A 20,494-nucleotide genomic window follows, 5' to 3' on the forward strand; every position below is an offset into this window, starting at 1 on the left:
TCGATTTTCCAATCTTGATAGTCAGTTTCGTTACGAACGTCTAGGATAAATAATTCCTCTTTGTTGATTACCTTTCTTGCTACTTCTTTTGCAGTCATTGATTTTACAACCATCCCGATTACCCCCCGAGGTATATTATAAGTTAAAAAAATTTGTTCATTCTCTTTCTTATATAATACTGTTTGTATGACCAGACCAAGCACTCATACCAGGTACGACGTTGACAACATGATTAAATCCTTTTTCTGCTAACTTTTGTGCGGCAAAGTCACTTCTATTTCCAGTACGGCATACAACGAAAATTTGGTCTTCTTTACTTAGTCCATTTAGACGATCGTCTAACTCTCCTAACGGAATCGAGATCGCATTAGGAATATGATTAAATGCATATTCTGCTGCTTCTCTTACATCCAGTACCACGATGTTCTCATTTGCTTCTAGTTTCTTTTCTAGTTCTTCGTTACTTGCAACATGCGGGTGCTTTCTCTCAATCGCTTCATCATTTGATGACTTCCTTAAGTAATGCTTCAGCACATCTCCTTCTTCAATCGTACCTAAATATTGATGTCCTGAACTTTTAGCCCATGCTTGAAGATCAGCCTTTGAACCTTTATCTGTTGCTTGAACTTCAAGAACTTGCCCTGCTTGTAATTCATTGATTGCCTTTTTTGTTTTTACAATCGGCATCGGACACGCTAACCCTTTTGCATCTAATAATAAATCTGTTTTTAATTGTTCCATCTATTTGGCCTCCATTTTACCCTCATGGGTATATTCTAATCTAAAAAAATTTATTCCACTTTACCTTCCCAATCTAGCATACCACCTGACATATTAATGACACGATAGCCATAGCTTTCAAGGAACTGAGTCGCACGACCACTTCTAGCACCTGAACGGCAAACCATAATATATTCTTTTGATTGATCCAGTTCATTCATGCGGAACTCTAATAATCCAAGTGGAATATGAAGAGCTCCAGGAATCTTACCATTCGCTACTTCGTCTACTTCTCTTACATCAATAATGTTTAATGATATTTCTCCAGTTAAAAGATTCTCTACCTCTTTAGCTGAATACTGTTTCATCCTAGTAATCCTCCTTTTTTTATTGTCTCCAGCTGCTCATACCGCCTTTTACATTTGTTACGTTTGTATATCCAAGTTTCTTCAAAAGTTTACTAGCTTTTTGACTTCTCATTCCACTTTGACAGATTACAACTACTTCTTTTTCTTTCGTAAGTTCTTTTGTTGCAAGTCCAGTTAGTTGGTGTAATGGTAGATTTTTAAATCCTTTTATATGATTGCCTTTATACTCCATTGTTGTTCGAACATCAACAAATTGCTTATGTTTATCTTTGATTTCATTCTTTAGATCCACTGTTGAGATTTGTCTCACACCTTTAGCTGGCAACATTCGATTAATAATGAAAAATACAACAAGACCCATTAATAAATAATTGATATATTCCAACATTCGATACCCCCTATTAAATGAATAAGTTTACATTTCCTTCTTCTGCATCTGCTAAATAGGCTGCGACACCAGCATATTCAATGTTTTCTAGTAGTTCTTCTTGTTGTAGTCCCAATAGATCCATTGTCATGGTACATGCGACAAGCTTTATATCTTGTTCTTGGGCCATTTCAATTAAATTTGATAATGGCAATGCATTATGCTTTTTCATCACGTCTTTAATCATTTTGGGACCGAATCCTGCAAAGTTCATTTTAGAGAGACTCATTTTCTCGGCACCTCTTGGCATCATTTTGCCAAACATCTTTTCCATAAAGCCTTTTTTCACTTCAATATTTTCATCCTTACGTAATGCATTTAATCCCCAAAATGTATGGAATATTGTCACTTCATGATCATAAGCAGCTGCTCCGTTTGCGATAATATAAGCAGCCATTGCTTTGTCATAATCACCACTGAATAGTACAATCGTTGTCTTTTTCTTTTGTGTCATGTTTGATTCCCCCATTTAATTAATTACCCCACAGGGTATATTTTTTTGTAAAAAATATATTTTTATTTAACTAGGTTGGGCTATCGTTGTCATTACCCTTACCCCTAAGGGTATATTAACCCATTTAAAAAAAGGTGTCAACCCTTTTTTATTATCTACTTTTAACAAGTAGGTTTACTGCTTCCTTGATTAAATCATTCGCATTTTGCCCTTTACTTTCAGCCTCTAGTACACATTCAACGAGATTTGTACTAACTACAACCCCGACAGTGCGATCTACTGCTGAACGGACTGCTGACAATTGTGTTATTACCTCCTTACAATCCTTTCCTTCTTCCATCATTCTAAGAATTCCGCGAAGTTGACCTTCCATTCTTTTAACTCTATTTTTCATTTGTTCATTGTACTCCATCTTCCGTCCTCCTTTCTAATTGATTACGCTATATAGGAATGAAATTTTATAATATTATATCCTATTACTTGAAACGACTGTCTTTGTTAAACAGCGAGTCTCCCACACATAAAATTATACTATGATTTGGTATTTGTTCATAATATCTTTTAAGGAAGCAACCGGACTATTACCAGGCCCTCTAACACGACCTATTTTTAAATGAATCATAAGCTGAGTTCCTTCCATAACTGGAACACTCCGACACAAAAAATTTTGAATCTACCTTTTATTATAGTTGCCATGTTGCCAACTCAAAGGCTGTGAATCACTGGCTACACAACTAATAATATACCCCTGTGGGTATAATGTCAAGGGGTTGTGGTTAGCAAAATATAGTAATCAAATGGTTCATATATGGTATTTTGCTGTAAGTTAAAAAAAGACCACGGAAGAAAAACCTCCGCAATCTTCCTTACTGATCATAACAATAGCTTACTTACTTTTATTAATTACATTTACTAAGCGGTCTTCAATGTCTTTCGCTAAGTTTTGGATTTCCTCATTATCTACTACTTTAATAAGAGCAGTAGGCTTTGGCATACCAATTTTGGTTGTTTCATGATCTTTATAAACAAGCATTTTACAGGGTAGAAAATATCCTACTAATAAATTCTCATTCAAAACTCGCTGTGCTTCATGCGGGTTACACACTTCAAGGACCACATAATCAGTATTGAATTCAAGACCTTTTTCCTGAAGCTTATTTTTGATATCAAACTGCCATAAGACACCAAATTGTTCATCCTTCAAATTTGACTCGAGGCTTTGTATAGCCTCGTTTATACTCTTATCAGTTTCAACTGTGTAATCAAACATGATGTCTCTCCTTTGTAATTAGGCTAAGAATATTATTCCCGGATTAAATAAAAGTAATTGCGCAAATTTCATCACACTTCCTAGTGTATTTAACTCGAGTCTTGAAAAATTTAAAAAAAGTTGCTGATGTCTCAGCAACTTTACACGTCTATAAATACTTCCTGTGAATTCCCTTTCCATCATAGGTAAACATAACACCCTTACCTTCCACCATCGACTCCATATGAACGGTTCGACCCCAAAGCTGATGTATATAAGGTAGAACCTTCTCAAGGTACTTCAGGTCTAGCTCAATTCCTTCGAACCAATGCTTTAAATATAACTCACCGTTTCTCAGGTAATCTCCATCGTTTACAGTTATATAAGGGAACCCGCCATTCACACGCATGCTGACTAGCTGATCCCTTACATTTTCCCATTCTTTATCCACAACTTTATAATCCTTGCCCTGCTTTTGGAATAGATACATATCCTCTCTCATCACAAGGTCCTTTGTTAGGTAATTACGCAGGAAGGAAATATCTGATTCAATTTCGCGTACCTCGAACATTTTCTCGCGACCAGAGCCTGGCTTCACACCTAGTTTTAGCATTTCCTCCGTCGGATTGTTCCAACGTTCTTCTATATCCTCGAACATTTTATAGCCTAAATAATATGGATTAATACTTGTTTTCGAAGGCTGAACAACACCTGCATTAAGCTTTGCAAATTCTATTACTTCATCTGAAGTTAAATCCATCTCTCTAATGATTCGGCTATGCCAGAACGAAGCCCAGCCTTCGTTCATGATTTTCGTTTCTAGCTGTGGCCAGAAATAGAGCATTTCTTCTCTCATCATCGTTAAAATATCACGTTGCCAATGTTCTAGATCACGACTATATTCTTCAATAAAGAGAAGGATATCCTTTTCGGGATTTGGAGGAAACCTCTTTTTGGCTTTAATCTTTTTCTCTTTAGGGGCACCTCGTTTATCCAATGACCATAGATCATCATAAGGAGTTGAATTAGGGGTCTCTTCGTATTCCTCTTCTTCTAGATCATAGGAAAGCTTAGGTCTCATTAAGGAAGGATCAATATGTTCTTGAATGGCTAGTACGGCATCAAGAAATGTTTCTACCTCTTGCTTACCATATTCATGCTCATAATAAGCAATTCGCTCTGCGGTTGCAGACATACTTTCAACCATATCTCGTTTTGTATTTTCAAAGCGGCAATTATTTTTAAAGAAATCACAATGCGCTAACACGTGAGCAACAATAAGCTTATTTTGAATTAATGAATTGGAATCTAACAAAAAGGCATAGCAAGGATTAGAATTGATGACTAACTCATATATTTTACTTAATCCTAAGTCATAGTGAAGCTTCATTTTATGAAACTGCTTCCCAAAACTCCAATGGGAAAAACGGGTTGGCATCCCATAGGCACCAAATGTATAAATAATATCAGCAGGACAGATTTCGTATCGCATTGGGTAAAAATCAAGGCCGAATCCTTTAGCAATCTCTGTGATTTCTTCGATTGCATACTCTAATTTCTTCGAATCATCCGTTCTCATGCTCATCTCCCCTTTTTGAGTGCTTATCACAATCTATGATAAAAAGAGAAGAAAGATGAAAAACAAATAAGTAATAAAGATAAGTCCAAATAAAAAGCCACTATTTCAGAATAAGGCCTTTATGCATAAAGGCACCATTCGTTCATAGTCGCTTCTCAATTATTTTACTTCTGTTAGTTGTAATGATTGCAATGTTTCTGTTTTTGTATTGAAGGTAACAACTACTCTAACGTAGTCTGTTTTATCATTCTTTTTTAGTTGAAATAAAAATCGATCTTCTGCAGATGAATCAGATAGTTGCTTACGTCCCTCATACTTATAATCACTTACTTCTGATTCGGTGTAATTTTCTTTTACTACTGTAATAGCTATTTTCCCCCATTTAGCATGATCGGGCTGTTGTGCTGCACCTAATGTATCTTGAAAGAAATATGAAGCGGTGATCCCAATAAGAAATGCTAAGATGACTAGAGGAAAGGTTGTTCTTTTATTCATATGTACGTGTACCTCCAAAAACAACATATTGTATGAAGATAGTATGTACGATTTCCAATGATTTATTCCTTATTTTAAATGAATCGCCTCTTGCGCAAGTAAAAAACCTATCGTACGATTTCTAAGCCACTCTTCTTTAAAAACCGAAAGAGGTGGGCTCGTTTCATTTACTTCATAGCTAACTTCTATTGTGAGTGCTGGTCTTTCATATGCTGAAATAAACCAATCTGTATATCCTCCACCCATTGCTGTTTCCACAGGTGTATCAATTTTATATCCTGTTGTTTCAGCAACAGAACTGGCAATTTTCCAGTCGCGCATCACATTCTCCATTTTTGTTTTGTAATACCAATAAACAACTCTTCCTGAGGAGTGATATGCAACTGCTAATTGTGGATTAATCTCTTTCGTAAACTCTTCAAGAGCCTTCACCTCAGGGGCCTCAAAGGGTTCTCTTCCCTTATAAAGCTGATAAAAGGGGAATGGAGCACTTCCTTCCAACTCATCCCAACCAGCAGGATATTGCCGATTAAGGTCAATTCCTTTTCCGTTTGCCTTCCATCTTGAAAAATCAACGCTTCCACCATTCATCATTAAGAGTTCATGTGAAGAAATGGGTAACGAGTGTGAAAAACCGTTTTGCTGAATCTCTACTCCGTCTGGATTTACCATCGGAACAAACCAAATCGATACCTCATCCAAAATAGAAGGTTCAAAACCATGGTATGGCTCTTTGGTTTTATAGGCTTCTGCATACTCTTCTGCCATTTTCATAACGATCATTGAAGTAATCCACTCTCTTCCATGGTGGGCACCATGTATTATAATATTTCGTTCTCCATTTCCTACCCTCAACGCCCATATAGGTTGTCCATAAGAAGAATGACCAATTATGTTTGTTTTCAAAAGGTTGGGGTACTTATCTGTTAGAGCTTCAATATGAGATTTCAGTTTATCTGGAGTATAGGTCTCAGCTCTCACTAATTTAGCAGACACCTGGTCAGATGAAAATAAAAAGAGGATTAGTAAGATGGTAAAAACTCTCAGTTTGCATTCTCCTTCCCTTTAGAGTCAGGGTTGAACAGTCCCTTCACCTTCCTTGCCAACATTTACAGCCAATGCCACGCTTAAATAACAATGAAACACCGCACACTACTAGTACTCCTTTAATTTTGAAGGTACAAGCGGACTAGCTTGAACAGAAACAAAAGGAGGTATGATAAACCATGAACATTCATGATTACGATCGTGCGTTATATTATACACATCGTTCACAATGGGATAATTTATTAATCCTTATGGTACGCACAAAGGATCAATTTTTATCCAAGAAAATTGAACATTTTCTACATGCTTATAATTTTTCGCGCGATTATAAGATCATTGAGACAAACCTACATTCATTGTTTAGATATATTGATCATGCATTAGAAAATCAATCAATTGATATGGAAACCCTTGTCAAAGTTGAGTAAAGGGAGGGAAAATTCCCTTCCTTTACTTTTTTAATTGCTCTGTAAACTGAATTACCTCTTCAATCAATGACCTAATCTTCCCCTTTGCATCAGGAGCAATTTCATTAGTGTTTCTGTTAATTTCAGAAGCATCTAATATCAATTGTTTAGGATATGGATTACCATGCACACCTCTTGTAACGATCCTCATATTATTTAAGGCATTCATTCCTCCTTTTCCACCACCAGCAATTGCAATCAGCCCAATTGGTTTAAGCTCAAACTGGTCCTTGCTGAGAAAATCTAAAGCATTTTTTAAGGCACCGCTCATTCCACTATGATATTCTGGACTGGCTAAAATAACAGCATCTGCTTTCGTCACTCGCGTTCTGAGCTCTTTAACTGAAGACAGCTCATTTTGTGAATCTTCACCATTAAATAATGGCAAATCCTCCAAACTTAAATCAATAATCTCCGTTTTAAACGCATCTTTTATATACTTTGCGACAATTCCAGTTCGGCCATTCCTACGGGGACTTCCGTTAAACACCACTATGTTCATTATGTGATCACTCCTTATAATTAGAAAAAAATCATGTACAGGTCACATGATTTTTCAAGTTACTATATAGTATGGGATCTTAGTATAATCCGTGTTTAACAGCATATAATGCAGCCTGAGTACGATCTTGAAGCTCTAGCTTGGAAAGGATATTAGAGACATGTGTTTTCACCGTTTTTTCTGTAATAAAAAGCGATGCGGCAATTTCTTTATTACTTTTGCCACGTGAAATTTCTATTAATACTTCTAGTTCACGAGCAGTAAGTTCATTATGTTTACGCTCACTTTGATCTCCGAGCATTAAATGTGTCATCACATGATTGGTGATTTTAGGGTGTAACTGGCTTTCACCACGAAATACCGCCTTAATAGCATTCACTAATTCATCTGGTTCAACATCCTTTAGCTGATAGCCATTGGCCCCCGCTTTAATGGCTGGAATCACATGATCTTGATCAGAAAAGCTTGTTAAGATAATGATCTTTATAGTTGGCAATTTTTCTTTTATTCGTTTGGTTGCTTCAATACCATCCATTTCCGGCATCACTAAATCCATTAAAATCACATCAGGTGTGAGTTCCTCTGCTAGGGCTAGTGCTTCCCTACCATTACTGGCCTCTGCAATAATTTCAATTTCCTTTTGCGTACTCAAAAAGAACAATAGTCCTCTTCTGACCACTTGATGATCATCTGCGATTAATACCCGTATTGACATGTTTACTCCCTCCTTTTGTCATTTTAATGGAACTCTTACAGTGATAGTTGTTCCTAAACCTACTTCACTATGAATGTTTACATCGCCACCAATTAGTTCAGCTCTTTCCTTCATACCAGCTAGTCCTAATGAAGGCAGCTTTTCTTGCTCATGATAATGAAATCCACAACCTTGATCCTTTATTTGCATTTTCACCACATGCTTATTAGCTTCAATCATTAATTTCGCCGATTTTGAACCTGCGTGCTTTTTACAATTATTAAAAGCTTCTTGTCCTATTCTCCACAAGGTTTCTTCTACGTGATGAGGAATATTGAGTACACCTTGTACGTTTGTCTCAATTTCTAATCCAAGAACTTTTCCATATGAAAAGAGTGCACATACAATTCCATCCTCTAGTCCATGTGGTCGAAGCTGCCATATTAAGGCGCGCATTTCTTGCAGAGCCTCTTGTGACAGTTCTTGAATGTAACCTAGCATTTCTTTAACACTTTCTTCCTTGGTCATTTCTTTCGTTCCACGAGCAGTTAACATTAAGGAGAAAAGTAGTTGATTGACCGAATCATGCAAATCTCGTGCAAGTCGGTTCCTCTCACTGAGGATAATATGTTCCTGTTCCTTTTCAACCAGCTTGATTCTCTTAATAGCCGTTCCAATTTGAAGGGAAACAGCCTCTAATAATGCCAATTCCTCCTCTGATAAAAGTGTTTTATGGGGAGAGGCAACATTAAGTAAGCCAAATGTCTCATCACCTGCACTTAAAGGGACTGTTGCATGATGTGTGATACCTGCCGTGTCACCATAGCCATGTTCAATGGCCTCCTCTAGCCTTTTGCACTCCATAATGTTTGCTGCCCTGCTTAATTGCCCTCTATTAAAACGATTTACACACCAGCATGAACCATTGCACATTGGATGCTTATCTACACGTGTTAAGGCTGAAGGAAGATTAACATCAGCTGCTAGCTTGTATTCGCCTTTTTCGTTTATAAGAAAAATCCAGCCCGTCGAAAGACCCGTTAGCTGTAAAAGCTCTCTTAGCACACAATTAAGCATTCCTGAAAGATCCGTTGATTCGTTAAGAATCTCTGCAATCGCCTTCATCGTTTGAAGCTCCTTAATTCTCTGTTCTCCTTTCATAAAAAAATCCCCGCTCTCTCTAGTCTATTTATTGTAAGTATATCAGCATTTAGTAGAAGTGAGGTCGGTCAATTGAATGTTTTTTTCTACGACTTTAGATGTATGTGGGTAAAGTATAGACATTGACGAGAGGAAATTGAATGGTTCTAATCTATTTCAATAAATGATCCGAATGCAAAGAGTCTAATTCAAAGAAAACCTGCATTCTAGTACTGCTTCTTAAGTTTTTCCAGTTTGAAGAGTGGTTTTTATATAGACTTTTAGGAGCTATTGTATGGAATTTTCATCTAATTGCGTGGGTCTACGTAATAATTGCGTGAACATCTAACATAATTGCGTAAGTTCAAGATTTAATTGCGTAAAAATCAGTGATGATTGCGTATATACCCACAATGATGCATCAAAAAAACCACAGTATCATAGCTGTGGTAGTCTAAAATCTAATCAATTTTATCTTTATATAAACCTCTCCTAAAAAAGAAGAGGCTCTCTCTATCATCTTACTTTACCTTAGAGGCTTCAATTAGATCATTTACTTTTGTCATAACAGCATCTGTTAAATTGTTTAAATCTTGCTTGCTTTGTTCTAAGGTGGAGGCATTTACACCGAAATAGAATTTGACCTTTGGTTCTGTACCAGACGGGCGTAAGCAGAACCATGAGCCATCTTCTAAAATATACTTGAGAACATTTGATTTGGGTAATTGAATGGTCTCAACAGAAGATTCCTTTGTAAGTACTCGCTCACTTGTTTTATAGTCCTCTACCATTGTGATTGATTTACCAGCTAATTCCTTAGGCGCCTCTTGACGGAAGCTTGAAAGGATATATTCGATTTGTTCAGCACCTTCTTTACCTTTTAAGGTTAATGACTTTAACCCTTCTTGATAAAACCCGTACTTTTCAAAAATTTGTATTAACCCTTCGTACACGGTTAATCCTTTTTTCTTATAATACGCACACACTTCAACTGCCAACAATGCAGCTTGAACCGCATCCTTATCACGAACAAAGTCTCCAATTAAATACCCATAGCTTTCTTCATATCCAAATTGGAAGCTGTATTCACCACTTTGCTCATATTCATTAATTTTCTCACCAATAAATTTAAAACCTGTTAGTGTATCCACTGTTTCTAGGCCATACGCAGAAGCAATCGTTCTACCAATTTCAGACGTAACGATTGTTTTTAAAACAATTCCATTTGCAGGTAGGGTTCCGTTTGCTTTCTTTTCTGATAACAAATAGTCAAGGAAAATGGCTCCTGTTTGGTTACCTGTTAACACCACATATTCCCCTTGGTCATCCTTCACTGCGATCCCTAGTCGGTCTGCATCAGGATCTGTAGCAATAAGCATATCTGCATTTACTTCAGTTCCTTTTTTAATCGCTAGCTCAAATGCCGCATGCTCTTCAGGGTTAGGTGAAGTAACGGTTGAAAAATTCGGATCAGGCTGTTCTTGTTCCTCTACGATACTAACTTGCTGATATCCTAAAGCTTTTAATCCACTTCGAACAGGCTTATTTGCAGTCCCGTGAAGAGGAGTAAATACTACTTTGACGTCATCTCCAACCTCATTTGCCAACTCTGGATTAACTGAGATTGTTAAGAGCTTATTGGTGTAGGCCTCGTCAATCTCTTCACCGATGATCTTAATTAACCCTTGTTGCTTTAAAGAAGCTTCATCCTGAACCTCGATGACTAATTCATTTTCAATTTTGTTTACCTCAGCAATGACTGTATCAGCAGCTTCTGGTGGAAGTTGTCCGCCATCTTCTCCATATACCTTGTACCCATTGTATTCAGGAGGATTATGGCTTGCCGTAATGACAATCCCTGAAAATGCGTTTAGATAACGAACTGCAAATGACAGCTCAGGTGTTGGTCGTAGTTCTTCAAATACATATGCTTGAATACCTTGAGAAGCTAACGTTTTAGCTGCTTCCATCGCAAATTCAGGTGACTTATGTCTTGAATCATAGGCAATGACGACACCTTGTTGTTTTGCTTTTTCACCAGATGAAAGAATAAATTGTGCAAGTCCGAGTGATGCTTTTCGAACTGTATATGTATTCATACGATTCGTTCCTACGCCTATTTCTCCGCGCATACCGCCTGTCCCAAATTCCAAGCTTTTATAAAAACGATCTTCTAAATCTTTCTCATTACCTTTTAATCCTTCTAGTTCTTCTCTTAATTCTTGCTCTAATTGAGGTGCTGCTTCCCATCTTGCATATTGCTCTTGCCAATTCATCAATATATTCCTCCAATGTATGTAATGTCTTGCTTGAATGATCTTAGGATGGACTTGTTGTTTTTACTTATCTTTATCTTAATTAGAATAACAAAGCTTTACAATGTTTTACAATTATATTTTTCATGAAAATAATTAAAATCTTATTAAAAAACCTCGCTATTACTATACTGGAATCAAACTTTAAAAAGCATCACACAAATGTGCGATGCTTTGCTTGTTTTAATTTTTATAACGAATTTCATATAGATCACGGCGACGGTCGCGAAGCTGTCTTACCGTTCCACTTTTACGTTGTCTTCTTAGTATTTCTAAATCTACGTCTGCGACAACGACGGTTTCAAGATTAGGGTTACATTCTGCTGCTACCCCATCTCTTGCAAACTCAAAATCAGAAGGCGTGAAGATACCTGATTGAGCATACTGTATATCCATATTTTCCACTTGTGGAAGGTTGCCAACAGTTCCCGCAATGACGGTATACACTTGGTTCTCAATTGCACGAGCCTGTGCACAAAGACGGACCCGCAAGTAACCTTGTCTGTCCTCTGTACAGAATGGTGTGAAGATGATGTTGGCACCCTTGTCTGTTGCGATTCTCGCTAACTCAGGAAACTCGATATCATAACAAACCTGGATCGCAATCTTTCCACAATCCGTATCAAATACCTTTACTTCATCACCGGCACTAACACCCCACCAACGCTTCTCATTAGGAGTGATATGGATTTTGTATTGCTTTTCAATGGTTCCATCTCTTCTAAATAAATACGCAATATTATAGATCTTTTCATCTTCATTTACAAAGTGTGAACCACCGATAATATTAACATTATATTTAACAGCTAGGTTTGCAAATAACTCTAAATATTGCTCTGTAAACTCTGTAAGCCTTCGTATTGCTTGGCTCGGTGTTTTCTCATGCACGAAAGATAATAATTGAGTAGTAAAGATTTCTGGGAATACGGCAAAATCGGATTCAAAGTCAGCCGCAACATCTGTGTAATACTCTACTTGTTTGGCAAACTCTTCAAAGGACTCAATCTGTTTCATAGCATATTGAATGGCACAAACTCGTACAGGGAAAGAAGTTTGAAAATGACGTTTCGTTTTCCCGCGATAATCAATATTGTTCCATTCCATTAATGTCGCATATTTATAAGAGGCTTGATCGTCCTCTAAATAGTTCGGGTTAATTCTCATCAAGGTAAACCCATTCATGAGCTGAAAAGAAAGAACAGGATCATACACCTTGTGCATGGACACTTCTTTTACATATTGACGAGGTGACATCTCTTCAGCATATTTATGATAATTTGGAATTCGACCACCTATAATGATACTTTTTAAATTTAGCTCTCTTGCTAAATCTTTACGTGCATCATATAATCGCTGGCCAACCTTCATTCGTCTATATTCAGGATGAACCATTACCTCGATACCATATAAATTAAAACCATCTGGATTATGATTCGTTATGTAACCTTCATCTGTAATGTCATCCCATGTATGTTTATCATCATATTCATCAAAGTTAATGATTAAGCTTGAGCAGGAGCCGATAATCTTCCCATCATATTCTGCACAGAGTTGTCCTTCTGGGAAGTGTTCTAGATGTGACTCAAGATGCTCCTTTTCCCATGGAACCATTCCAGGAAAACACTCCTGTTGCATTGCAATGATCGAGTCAAAGTCCTGTTCCACGATTCTTCTTATAATCATACGTTTTTCAAACTTGGTTAAATCAATCTTTGTTGACATGTTTCCAACCCCTTTTACTGTATCAGCATACAATACCCGATTCTATTATTTCTTAAACTAGTTATTCCACTTTTTTTGAATTTATAACCGATTTATGAGTTAAGAAGAGAGTTTTTTGTGAGATGATGGTTTATCTAAAGCTGCTGACTCGTTGAAAAAGTCGTTGATCAACGAAATAAGTTGTTTTAACAACGAAATTTGAATTTTATCAACCAAATAGTTCTGTCTAACAACGAATGCTCCAGTTTATCAACGAAAACACTACTCTTATCAACGAACTTCCTTTTTACCCCAACCAGCCCAAGCTACAAATACCCCACACACCACTAAAAAGCACCCGTCTCTCAACAGGTGCTATCCCCATCCCTACTATACTTCAGGCTGGGAAGGAATCGAAATATTTGTTAAAGCTGCTTCTGCTTCCTCGTCAAACATTTCGTTTGTTGCAATATCTCCTAAAGCAATGACTCCGATTAGTTGATCGTGCTCCACTATAGGGAGACGGCGAATTTGTTTTTCTGCCATCAGACTTGCTGCTTCCTCAACATTCATTTCTGGTGTTCCCCAAATGACGTGTGAAGACATAACTTCTGACACAGCTGTTGTGCTGGTTAAGCCTTGAGCTGTTGATCGTAACGTGATGTCACGGTCTGTGATGATCCCGATTACTCTTCCCTGATCGACAACAGGAATAGAACCAACATTATAATCACTCATTAACCTAGCTGCGTCTTGAACAGTTTGGGATGGAGAAACAGTTGCAACATTTTCAGTCATAATGTCTCGAAGTAAATTCATGTGAACATCTCCTTTCCTTTATAGTTTAGTCCATTTTAGATGGGACATACTTTCTACTACTTATTTGAAGAATTCCTTAAAAGGAATAAGCTGGTACATTTCTCCTCATATTAATCTTAATAGGACAGAAGGGAGTATATTTATATGTTAATTGGTTGGGACCAGTGGATCTTACCTAGGTTACTTACATGTTTTATTGGGATTTTCTATCTCATGCTATGGATACAGGTTACGGTTTTTCATATGAGAGGGAAATTTCACAAGTGGCAGATGTGGATTCCTGTCATAGCACTTCCCATCTTAGGTCTAACTGCTATACTTCTCTCTATTTGGCCAACGAACGTGCTGGGATGGATTCAAACATTCCTTGCTGGACTAGTCATAGTAGCAGGATTGTACGGAGGCTATTTACACATTAACGCGATTAAACACCGGACTGGTGGCTTTAGAATGGAGAACCTTATGACAGGACCTCCTTTTATTCTTCCGTTCGCCATCGCTGCACTGGGGTTTATTAATTTATTATTAATTTGGTATTGATCGGAGGGATTCAAATTGTCACACCCGAAGCAAACGTACTACAAAGATTATAATGTTATGTCGGAATGGGATGAATGGGATCCAACCACACAGTCTGTACTTCAACATAGATTATCTAGAAGTGAGACCTCTTTTTTTAGAGAGAATGAAAAGGATGTTTTACTATCATTGATTCCGATCTTATTTCCTTCTCATTTGGGAGACGTCTCTATAAATGTCATTGCTATTTTTGATCAACGCTGTCAAACCATGACCGGATTCGTAAAAGGCATTTCAATCAGAAAAATAGATGTGATTAAAACAGGGCTAGAATCAGTCATGCAACAATCATTTGATCAATACCAAATGCCCTTTTCCACATTAGAAAATACTACACAAAAGCAGATTGTACAAGATTTGGAGAAGAATGTTGGCTATAAAAATTGTTGGCAGCATGTTTCACCACGTCTTTTCTTTAAAACGCTTATGGAGGAACTTCTCCCCATCAACTACTCAGACCCAGCACTTTGGTCCAAGATTGGTTACGGTGGTCCCGCTTACCCGAGAGGTTATTATGCGTTTGGTCCAAACCAATTTGATAAATGGGAGGCTAAAGTGCATGAATGAGATCGATGTTTGTATTGTAGGAATGGGTGCATCCGGAAGTGTCATTGCTGCAGAGCTTTCAAAAGCCGGGTTAACGGTTGTTGGTTTAGATGCAGGGCCATTGCGTGAGCCGAAGCGAGATTTTGCAAGCGATGAACTGGAGGCTGAAAAGCTCTTTTGGAATGATCCACGAATTAGTACAGGAAATGACCCTATTAACTTATCAAGAAGCAACTCAGGAAAAGGTGTCGGTGGTAGTGCCGTTCATTATACAGCCCAGATGCTAAGGTTTCACCATTCTGACTTTAGAACGTACTCTGAAGAAGGTGTTGGTGAGGATTGGCCTATTCAATATGAAGATTTAGAGCCCTATTATGATCGGATGCAGAAAATCCTTTATTTGTCTGGACCTAATAAATTTCCGTGGGAGCCATATGGTGGACCATACCCTCTTCCACAGCATCATGACTTAAGTAATAACTCGTTAAAGTTTAGAGAAGGCTGTGAAAAGCTAGGTCTTAAGCACTCCGTTTCACCATTGGCGATATTGTCTGTTCCACATCATGATAGGGAACCTTGCATCAATCGTGGATTTTGTGAAGAAGGCTGCATGCCTGATTCAAAAACCACACCACTTAATACATTTGTTCCAGAGGCGGTTAAACATGGAGCAAAGATTATTAGTGACGCTATGGTTACACAGCTTTTAATGAAGAAGGATGGAACCATAGACGGAGTTCTGTACCAAAAAGATGGACAGGAGCATCAACTTCATGCTCGGCTGGTGATTTTAGCTTCCTATGCCGTTGAGACTCCTCGTCTGCTTCTTAACTCTGCCAATTCAATGTTCCCGGATGGAATTGCAAATTCTAGCGGAGTCGTTGGTCAATATATTATGACAAATACAAATGATCAAATGATTGTTAAATATAATGAAGAAATTAGAATGTACCGCGGGAATCCCGTTCAAGCCATTACTCTTGATCCTTATGAGCAGGGTAAGAAAGAAGGTTTTGCAAGAGGATTTATTATGAATTCCTACGGTCATCGTCCTGTCCGTCTAGCTGGTCTCTTCTTTGATAATGATTCAAGCCGTTATGGCGAGAAGCTTCGTGAAATCATGCTTGATTATAACCATTATGGATCCTTTGCCATGCTCGGAGAAGTACTTCCACAAAAGAAAAATAAAGTCACTTTAAGTGACGAGAAAGATCAGTATGGATTACCTGTGCCTAAGGTCCATTTCTCTTTTCATGAAAATGATATTAAAATTCGCAAGGCCGCTAAAGACCTACTGTCTAATGTAGGAATCGCTTCAGGTGGTGAACCATTGTACCACTTGAAATCAACTGCTCACTTAATGGGTGGCTGCCGTATGGGAAATGATCCTGCTACATCGGTTGTTAACAGCTATGGACAAACACATGATGTGAAAAATTTGTTTATAGTTGGGACACCAACATATGTAACAGCTCCCTCAGCAAATCCAACACTTACAACATATTCTCTTGCACTACGTTCTTCAGAATATATTTTAGAACAGTTAAAATCACAGGCAATTTAGGCACAGTATGCTTTTGGCATTACTGTGCTTAAATTTTTACTTATTTTATTCCCCTCTATTTACCTAATAAAACATAATGATGTATTTCCTGGTAAACACTAAACTAACAACAACATCTTAGGTGATTACATGAATATTTGGGAACAATGGATGAAACAAGCCGATAAATCGAATAAAGGACAGGACCAAGAAAATATAACCTCTCACTCAAAGGGTAAAGTGACAGAGCAGGGAATCCTAGACCAATTTAAGGATATTGATGATTTCCAAAATATCACCCTCACTACTGGGGAAAATCAGGTAATTCAACTTTATTATTTGGATTCTCTTGTTGATCAAAAGATGATTCACTCATATATTATTAAGCCCCTCCATGAATCGGGAAACCTTGATCAGATTAGTCATGCTAAACCGATTAAAATGGATGAGTTGCCAAAGGTGATTCAAGAAATATCAAATGGTAATACAATTATATACTCAAAATCGACTGAAGGCCTTCTTCAGGTTGAAACATACGGACCTGCGGAACGTGCCGTTGCAGCTCCAGAAAACGAATCAACCGTACTAGGGCCACAAGAATCTTTTACTGAGTCTCTTAATACAAGCCTTTCTCTAATTAAGAAGAGAATAAAAAGTCCTAACTTAAAAACAAAGTTCTATCCAATGGGGACCGAAACAAGAGGCAAAGTGGCTATTCTGTATATGGAAAATATCGCAAATGAAGAAAATGTTCAAAGAGTGATTAGACGGATAGAAAATGTAGAATATCAAGGATTTATTGGTCTAGCCATGCTAAAGCAGATGCTCGAGGATAAGCCTTATTCACCTTTTCCACAGTTTTTAATTACTGTAAGGCCAGATTTTACTGTTGAGCATTTATTGGATGGAAGAATTATTGTTATTCTCGATGGTTCACCTGAGGCGGCCATTGCACCAGCGTCCTTTTTAGAAATGTTTATCAGTCCTGAGGATTTGTATAACAGATGGACAACTGCTACTTTGTTACGTGCGATTCGTTTCTTTGGCTTTTTTATTACCATCCTCTTTACTTCAACCTATGTTTCAGTTTTAACCTATCATGTTGAAATGCTCCCTCCTGCTCTTTTAAACATTTTAACTGAATCAAGGGAAAAGGTTCCCTTTCCACCTATTATTGAAGTATTGATTATGGAAATGGTTATTGAGATTTTAAGAGAGGCTGGAGCACGGATGCCGACAAAGATTGGTCAAACGCTCGGTATCGTGGGAGGTATCGTAATCGGAACGGCTGCAGTTGAGGCAGGTATCGCCAGTAATATCATAATTGTTCTTGTAGCCGTATCAGCACTTCTATCCTTTTTACCAACTAACTATTTAATGTCTAATGCTGCTCGTTTTACGAGGTATATTTTTATTGTTGCAGCAGGGATGCTTGGAATGTTTGGCCAAGCGATTGCACTAGCGTGGCTCCTAGCTCATTTAAGTAATATAACATCACTTGGTACACCTTATATGAGTCCTATTCCACGAAAATGGACCGATTTACAGAAAAATATCATCAGAATGCCTTGGAATTTCATTGTAAGTCGAATGGGGATTTCTAGAGCCAAAAAGGATGCAACTAGACCAACTGGGGAGGAGTAACAATGGACAAAGGTAATATAAAAACTCTTAATTCTTATCACGTTATCTTTCTTGTCCAACAATCATTGATTGGAGTAGGTTTACTCTCCCTCCCTCACACCCTAGCAGAGGTTGGCTATAATTTGTGGTATGTTCCTTTCATTTTTGGTGTTGTAGCGCAGTTAACCCTGATCCCAATGTACCTCCTAGGTAAAAACTACCCGAATCAAAGTATTTATGAGGTATTTGAACAGCTATTAGGGAAATGGGTGGGGAAGCTACTCTCATTATTGCTTATAAGTTATTGTGTGATTACCGTTGCGTCTGTGGCTGAATTTTACGTTGGGATTCTCCAGGTCGGAACGCTTCCTCATGAGACTATGTTCCTTCCAACCTTGGCAATCTTTATCGTTCTTGTCTATATAGTCCAAGGGGGAATAAAGCTTGTGGCTAGGTTTTGCATTATTGCCTTTTTATTAACGATATGGATGACCGTTTACTTGCAATGGGGAATCACTAAAGGTGCATTCACTCATTTACTCCCAGTATTTGATATGAATCTTTCAGATGTGTTAAACACATCTAAAGGATCGTATAACACAATGCTTGGTTACGAGCTTTTTTTAGTGTATTTTCCATATATAGCAAATCAACAAAAGTCCTTAAAACATGCCTCTGTTGGAATATGGGTCTCCGTGTCTATTTACACTATAGTTTGTTTTACGAGTGTCGTTTATTTTACAAAAGGACAATTAGATTTAATTAAATATCCTGTATTAAATTTATATAAAGCAGTTGAGTTATCATTTATTGAAAGAATTGAAACATTAGGTATATCGATATGGGTTTTCTTAACTTTATCAACAATAGCCATCTACTTATGGGCAGGTAAGAAAGGAGTAGCCGTATTATTTAATGGTGATAAAAAGATCCATATTTATCTCCTGGGTGCTGTTGCCTTCGCAATCATTCTACTTCCACTATTTGATCAATGGGAGGCAGAGTTATACGAGGACGTCCAACCACTTGCAGGGTATTTCTTTATTCTACTTCCCTCCTTCCTATTGCTATTACATTTCCTAAAAAAAGTGTTGGTGAAAGAAGATGGATAAACTTTTTATAACTTTTTCAATTTTATTGTTCTTAACAGGATGTGCCGAAAGAATTGAACAACCAAGTCTTGAGGATATTGGGATGGTTGGTAGCATGGGATTTGATGTAGCAGAAGATGATAAAATCAGAGTGACGATTTCTCTCCCATTGCCAGGTCAAGGCGATAATGGAGAAATTCAATTTACCGAAAATGTGACACTAGCGCATGAAGCTATTAGAGCTCTCTCGAGAGTCTCAGATCGTGATTTAAGCGTGGCCCAACTTAGAACCGTCTTATTTAGTGAGGAATTTGCAAAAGAGGTAGGCTTAAAGAAAATCACTCACTATTTATACCGAAATCCTATGGTGGGTGACACTGTATTTATTGCAGTGGTAAAAGGCAAAGCCGAAGACATATTAACAAAGAAATATAAAGCTAATAAAAGTAATAGTGAGTATCTTAATAATTTGCTTCACCCTAGATCCTCCACCGCTTTCCATCCTTTTACAACCTTGCATGATTTCACCTTCTATAAGACTAGTGAGACAGGGGATCCTATGACACCTTACCTAGAAGACACAATTGAAGGACTAAGAATTTCTAAGGTTGCCCTTTTTGATTACGATAAAATGATAAAAACGCTGGATCCTGAAGAGGCTCTCATAGCATCTGCTCTTCATGATGACCGGACACTTGCCGATATGAAGCTAAACCTAGAAGGTGATGAGGAAGATTCATTTGAAAATCAGATCATGTTGAATTTTGTTCAATCAAAGGTGAAGATCACGAGTAATGGCAGCCTTGAAAAACCTTTTTTTAATATCAAGCTGCAATTAACTGCGAATGTTCTAGAGTATCATGGTCCCCTTCAGTTAGATCAAGATTCAGATATCAACAATCTTGAGGAGCGAATCAATAAGGAACTTAAGAGTCGTGCAGAGAAGACGATTGAAGGGTTTAAAGAAGCTGGCGTAGACCCTGTTTTGTTAGGAGAACATCTCCGTGCACATATATCACAGGATGAATGGACTAAAGATAAATGGAAAGAAGCCTTACCTAAAATGACATACGAAGTTGACGTGATTACAGAAATAAAGAATTCAGGTACAATCAGATAAAAAAACGGATCACTC

General features: G+C 37.6%; 22 protein-coding genes. 7 read left to right on the plus strand and 15 right to left on the minus strand.

What is annotated here, in order from left to right:
* Positions 1-168: 168 nt before the first annotated feature.
* From G4D63_RS18610 to G4D63_RS18650, 9 genes are all read right to left on the minus strand, one after another.
* Entirely contained in the window at positions 169-741 is a 573-nt protein-coding gene (locus tag G4D63_RS18610) for a sulfurtransferase TusA family protein (protein WP_163181505.1), read from the minus strand.
* Between the two features lie 50 nt (positions 742-791).
* Positions 792-1,088 (minus strand): rhodanese-like domain-containing protein, encoded by a 297-nt coding sequence (locus G4D63_RS18615; RefSeq protein ID WP_163181507.1) that lies wholly within the window; start codon positions 1,086-1,088, stop codon positions 792-794.
* Positions 1,089-1,107: 19 nt separating this feature from the next.
* A complete protein-coding gene (locus G4D63_RS18620) occupies positions 1,108-1,473 on the minus strand; it encodes a rhodanese-like domain-containing protein (RefSeq protein ID WP_163181692.1) in 366 nt (121 codons plus the stop codon).
* A 16-nt stretch (positions 1,474-1,489) separates the two neighbouring features.
* Entirely contained in the window at positions 1,490-1,969 is a 480-nt protein-coding gene (locus G4D63_RS18625; protein ID WP_163181509.1) for a DsrE/DsrF/DrsH-like family protein, read from the minus strand.
* A 151-nt stretch (positions 1,970-2,120) separates the two neighbouring features.
* The gene (locus G4D63_RS18630) at positions 2,121-2,381 is read right to left on the minus strand and encodes a metal-sensitive transcriptional regulator (RefSeq protein ID WP_163181511.1); all 261 of its coding nucleotides are present in this window, start codon (positions 2,379-2,381) and stop codon (positions 2,121-2,123) included.
* Positions 2,382-2,855: 474 nt separating this feature from the next.
* Positions 2,856-3,239 (minus strand): DUF302 domain-containing protein, encoded by a 384-nt coding sequence (locus G4D63_RS18635; protein WP_163181513.1) that lies wholly within the window; start codon positions 3,237-3,239, stop codon positions 2,856-2,858.
* A 148-nt stretch (positions 3,240-3,387) separates the two neighbouring features.
* Complete coding sequence (locus G4D63_RS18640; protein ID WP_163181515.1) at positions 3,388-4,797, minus strand: SpoVR family protein; 1,410 nt, start codon at positions 4,795-4,797, stop codon at positions 3,388-3,390.
* A 159-nt stretch (positions 4,798-4,956) separates the two neighbouring features.
* Positions 4,957-5,292 carry a DUF3889 domain-containing protein gene (locus G4D63_RS18645; protein WP_163181517.1) on the minus strand — a complete coding sequence of 112 codons (336 nt, stop codon included), beginning with the start codon at positions 5,290-5,292 and terminating at the stop codon, positions 4,957-4,959.
* Positions 5,293-5,361: 69 nt separating this feature from the next.
* The gene (locus tag G4D63_RS18650) at positions 5,362-6,273 is read right to left on the minus strand and encodes a M14 family zinc carboxypeptidase (RefSeq protein WP_163181519.1); all 912 of its coding nucleotides are present in this window, start codon (positions 6,271-6,273) and stop codon (positions 5,362-5,364) included.
* A gap of 245 nt (positions 6,274-6,518) precedes the next feature.
* Between G4D63_RS18650 and G4D63_RS18655 the strand changes: the two genes are divergently transcribed.
* On the plus strand, positions 6,519-6,767 hold the full coding sequence (locus G4D63_RS18655; RefSeq protein ID WP_163181521.1) for a YhdB family protein: 249 nt from the start codon (positions 6,519-6,521) through the stop codon (positions 6,765-6,767).
* Between the two features lie 22 nt (positions 6,768-6,789).
* Here the strand turns inward: G4D63_RS18655 and G4D63_RS18660 are convergent, their stop codons facing one another.
* The 6 genes from G4D63_RS18660 to G4D63_RS18685 all read right to left on the minus strand — a co-directional run bounded on the left by G4D63_RS18660 (position 6,790) and on the right by G4D63_RS18685 (position 13,977).
* The gene (locus tag G4D63_RS18660; protein WP_163181523.1) at positions 6,790-7,308 is read right to left on the minus strand and encodes an NADPH-dependent FMN reductase; all 519 of its coding nucleotides are present in this window, start codon (positions 7,306-7,308) and stop codon (positions 6,790-6,792) included.
* A 79-nt stretch (positions 7,309-7,387) separates the two neighbouring features.
* Complete coding sequence (locus tag G4D63_RS18665; RefSeq protein WP_163181525.1) at positions 7,388-8,023, minus strand: response regulator; 636 nt, start codon at positions 8,021-8,023, stop codon at positions 7,388-7,390.
* Positions 8,024-8,041: 18 nt separating this feature from the next.
* On the minus strand, positions 8,042-9,163 hold the full coding sequence (locus tag G4D63_RS18670; protein WP_163181526.1) for a GAF domain-containing sensor histidine kinase: 1,122 nt from the start codon (positions 9,161-9,163) through the stop codon (positions 8,042-8,044).
* A gap of 500 nt (positions 9,164-9,663) precedes the next feature.
* The gene (locus tag G4D63_RS18675; protein WP_163181693.1) at positions 9,664-11,418 is read right to left on the minus strand and encodes a phospho-sugar mutase; all 1,755 of its coding nucleotides are present in this window, start codon (positions 11,416-11,418) and stop codon (positions 9,664-9,666) included.
* 222 nt (positions 11,419-11,640) lie between these two features.
* Positions 11,641-13,179, minus strand: coding sequence for a bifunctional GNAT family N-acetyltransferase/carbon-nitrogen hydrolase family protein (locus tag G4D63_RS18680; protein WP_163181529.1), 1,539 nt, complete (start codon positions 13,177-13,179; stop codon positions 11,641-11,643).
* A gap of 369 nt (positions 13,180-13,548) precedes the next feature.
* Positions 13,549-13,977 (minus strand): CBS domain-containing protein, encoded by a 429-nt coding sequence (locus tag G4D63_RS18685; protein ID WP_163181530.1) that lies wholly within the window; start codon positions 13,975-13,977, stop codon positions 13,549-13,551.
* Positions 13,978-14,121: 144 nt separating this feature from the next.
* Here G4D63_RS18685 and G4D63_RS21955 point away from each other — a divergent pair, with 144 nt between their 5' ends.
* From G4D63_RS21955 to G4D63_RS18715, 6 genes are all read left to right on the plus strand, one after another.
* Positions 14,122-14,517: a hypothetical protein gene (locus G4D63_RS21955; protein WP_239585850.1), complete on the plus strand. Its 396-nt coding sequence runs from the start codon at positions 14,122-14,124 to the stop codon at positions 14,515-14,517.
* 15 nt (positions 14,518-14,532) lie between these two features.
* Positions 14,533-15,123 (plus strand): gluconate 2-dehydrogenase subunit 3 family protein, encoded by a 591-nt coding sequence (locus G4D63_RS18695; protein ID WP_163181532.1) that lies wholly within the window; start codon positions 14,533-14,535, stop codon positions 15,121-15,123.
* On the plus strand, positions 15,116-16,666 hold the full coding sequence (locus G4D63_RS18700) for a GMC family oxidoreductase (RefSeq protein WP_163181534.1): 1,551 nt from the start codon (positions 15,116-15,118) through the stop codon (positions 16,664-16,666). The genes G4D63_RS18695 and G4D63_RS18700 overlap by 8 nt, the downstream gene beginning before the upstream one ends.
* A 129-nt stretch (positions 16,667-16,795) precedes the next feature.
* Positions 16,796-18,289, plus strand: coding sequence for a spore germination protein (locus tag G4D63_RS18705; RefSeq protein ID WP_163181536.1), 1,494 nt, complete (start codon positions 16,796-16,798; stop codon positions 18,287-18,289).
* Positions 18,290-18,291: 2 nt separating this feature from the next.
* Complete coding sequence (locus G4D63_RS18710; RefSeq protein ID WP_163181538.1) at positions 18,292-19,380, plus strand: GerAB/ArcD/ProY family transporter; 1,089 nt, start codon at positions 18,292-18,294, stop codon at positions 19,378-19,380.
* Positions 19,373-20,479, plus strand: a complete 1,107-nt coding sequence (locus G4D63_RS18715) for a Ger(x)C family spore germination protein (RefSeq protein ID WP_163181540.1) — start codon at positions 19,373-19,375, stop codon at positions 20,477-20,479. Before G4D63_RS18710 ends, G4D63_RS18715 begins: the two co-directional genes overlap by 8 nt.
* Positions 20,480-20,494 lie beyond the last annotated feature (15 nt).

It is taken from the genome of Bacillus mesophilus (assembly GCF_011008845.1).
GTDB lineage: Bacteria > Bacillota > Bacilli > Bacillales > SA4 > Bacillus_BS > Bacillus_BS mesophilus.

Coding starts and splice junctions, on each gene's coding strand:
- G4D63_RS18645 (WP_163181517.1), bottom strand. CDS start 5,292: ATGAATAAAAGAACAACCTTTCCTCTAGTCATCTTAGCATTTCTTATT.
- G4D63_RS18715 (WP_163181540.1), top strand. CDS start 19,373: ATGGATAAACTTTTTATAACTTTTTCAATTTTATTGTTCTTAACAGGA.
- G4D63_RS18670 (WP_163181526.1), bottom strand. CDS start 9,163: ATGAAAGGAGAACAGAGAATTAAGGAGCTTCAAACGATGAAGGCGATT.
- G4D63_RS18655 (WP_163181521.1), top strand. CDS start 6,519: ATGAACATTCATGATTACGATCGTGCGTTATATTATACACATCGTTCA.
- G4D63_RS18635 (WP_163181513.1), bottom strand. CDS start 3,239: ATGTTTGATTACACAGTTGAAACTGATAAGAGTATAAACGAGGCTATA.
- G4D63_RS18675 (WP_163181693.1), bottom strand. CDS start 11,418: ATGAATTGGCAAGAGCAATATGCAAGATGGGAAGCAGCACCTCAATTA.
- G4D63_RS18705 (WP_163181536.1), top strand. CDS start 16,796: ATGAATATTTGGGAACAATGGATGAAACAAGCCGATAAATCGAATAAA.
- G4D63_RS18625 (WP_163181509.1), bottom strand. CDS start 1,969: ATGACACAAAAGAAAAAGACAACGATTGTACTATTCAGTGGTGATTAT.
- G4D63_RS18680 (WP_163181529.1), bottom strand. CDS start 13,179: ATGTCAACAAAGATTGATTTAACCAAGTTTGAAAAACGTATGATTATA.
- G4D63_RS18685 (WP_163181530.1), bottom strand. CDS start 13,977: ATGAATTTACTTCGAGACATTATGACTGAAAATGTTGCAACTGTTTCT.
- G4D63_RS18660 (WP_163181523.1), bottom strand. CDS start 7,308: ATGAACATAGTGGTGTTTAACGGAAGTCCCCGTAGGAATGGCCGAACT.
- G4D63_RS18700 (WP_163181534.1), top strand. CDS start 15,116: ATGAATGAGATCGATGTTTGTATTGTAGGAATGGGTGCATCCGGAAGT.
- G4D63_RS18610 (WP_163181505.1), bottom strand. CDS start 741: ATGGAACAATTAAAAACAGATTTATTATTAGATGCAAAAGGGTTAGCG.
- G4D63_RS18640 (WP_163181515.1), bottom strand. CDS start 4,797: ATGAGAACGGATGATTCGAAGAAATTAGAGTATGCAATCGAAGAAATC.
- G4D63_RS21955 (WP_239585850.1), top strand. CDS start 14,122: ATGTTAATTGGTTGGGACCAGTGGATCTTACCTAGGTTACTTACATGT.
- G4D63_RS18630 (WP_163181511.1), bottom strand. CDS start 2,381: ATGGAGTACAATGAACAAATGAAAAATAGAGTTAAAAGAATGGAAGGT.
- G4D63_RS18615 (WP_163181507.1), bottom strand. CDS start 1,088: ATGAAACAGTATTCAGCTAAAGAGGTAGAGAATCTTTTAACTGGAGAA.
- G4D63_RS18710 (WP_163181538.1), top strand. CDS start 18,292: ATGGACAAAGGTAATATAAAAACTCTTAATTCTTATCACGTTATCTTT.
- G4D63_RS18665 (WP_163181525.1), bottom strand. CDS start 8,023: ATGTCAATACGGGTATTAATCGCAGATGATCATCAAGTGGTCAGAAGA.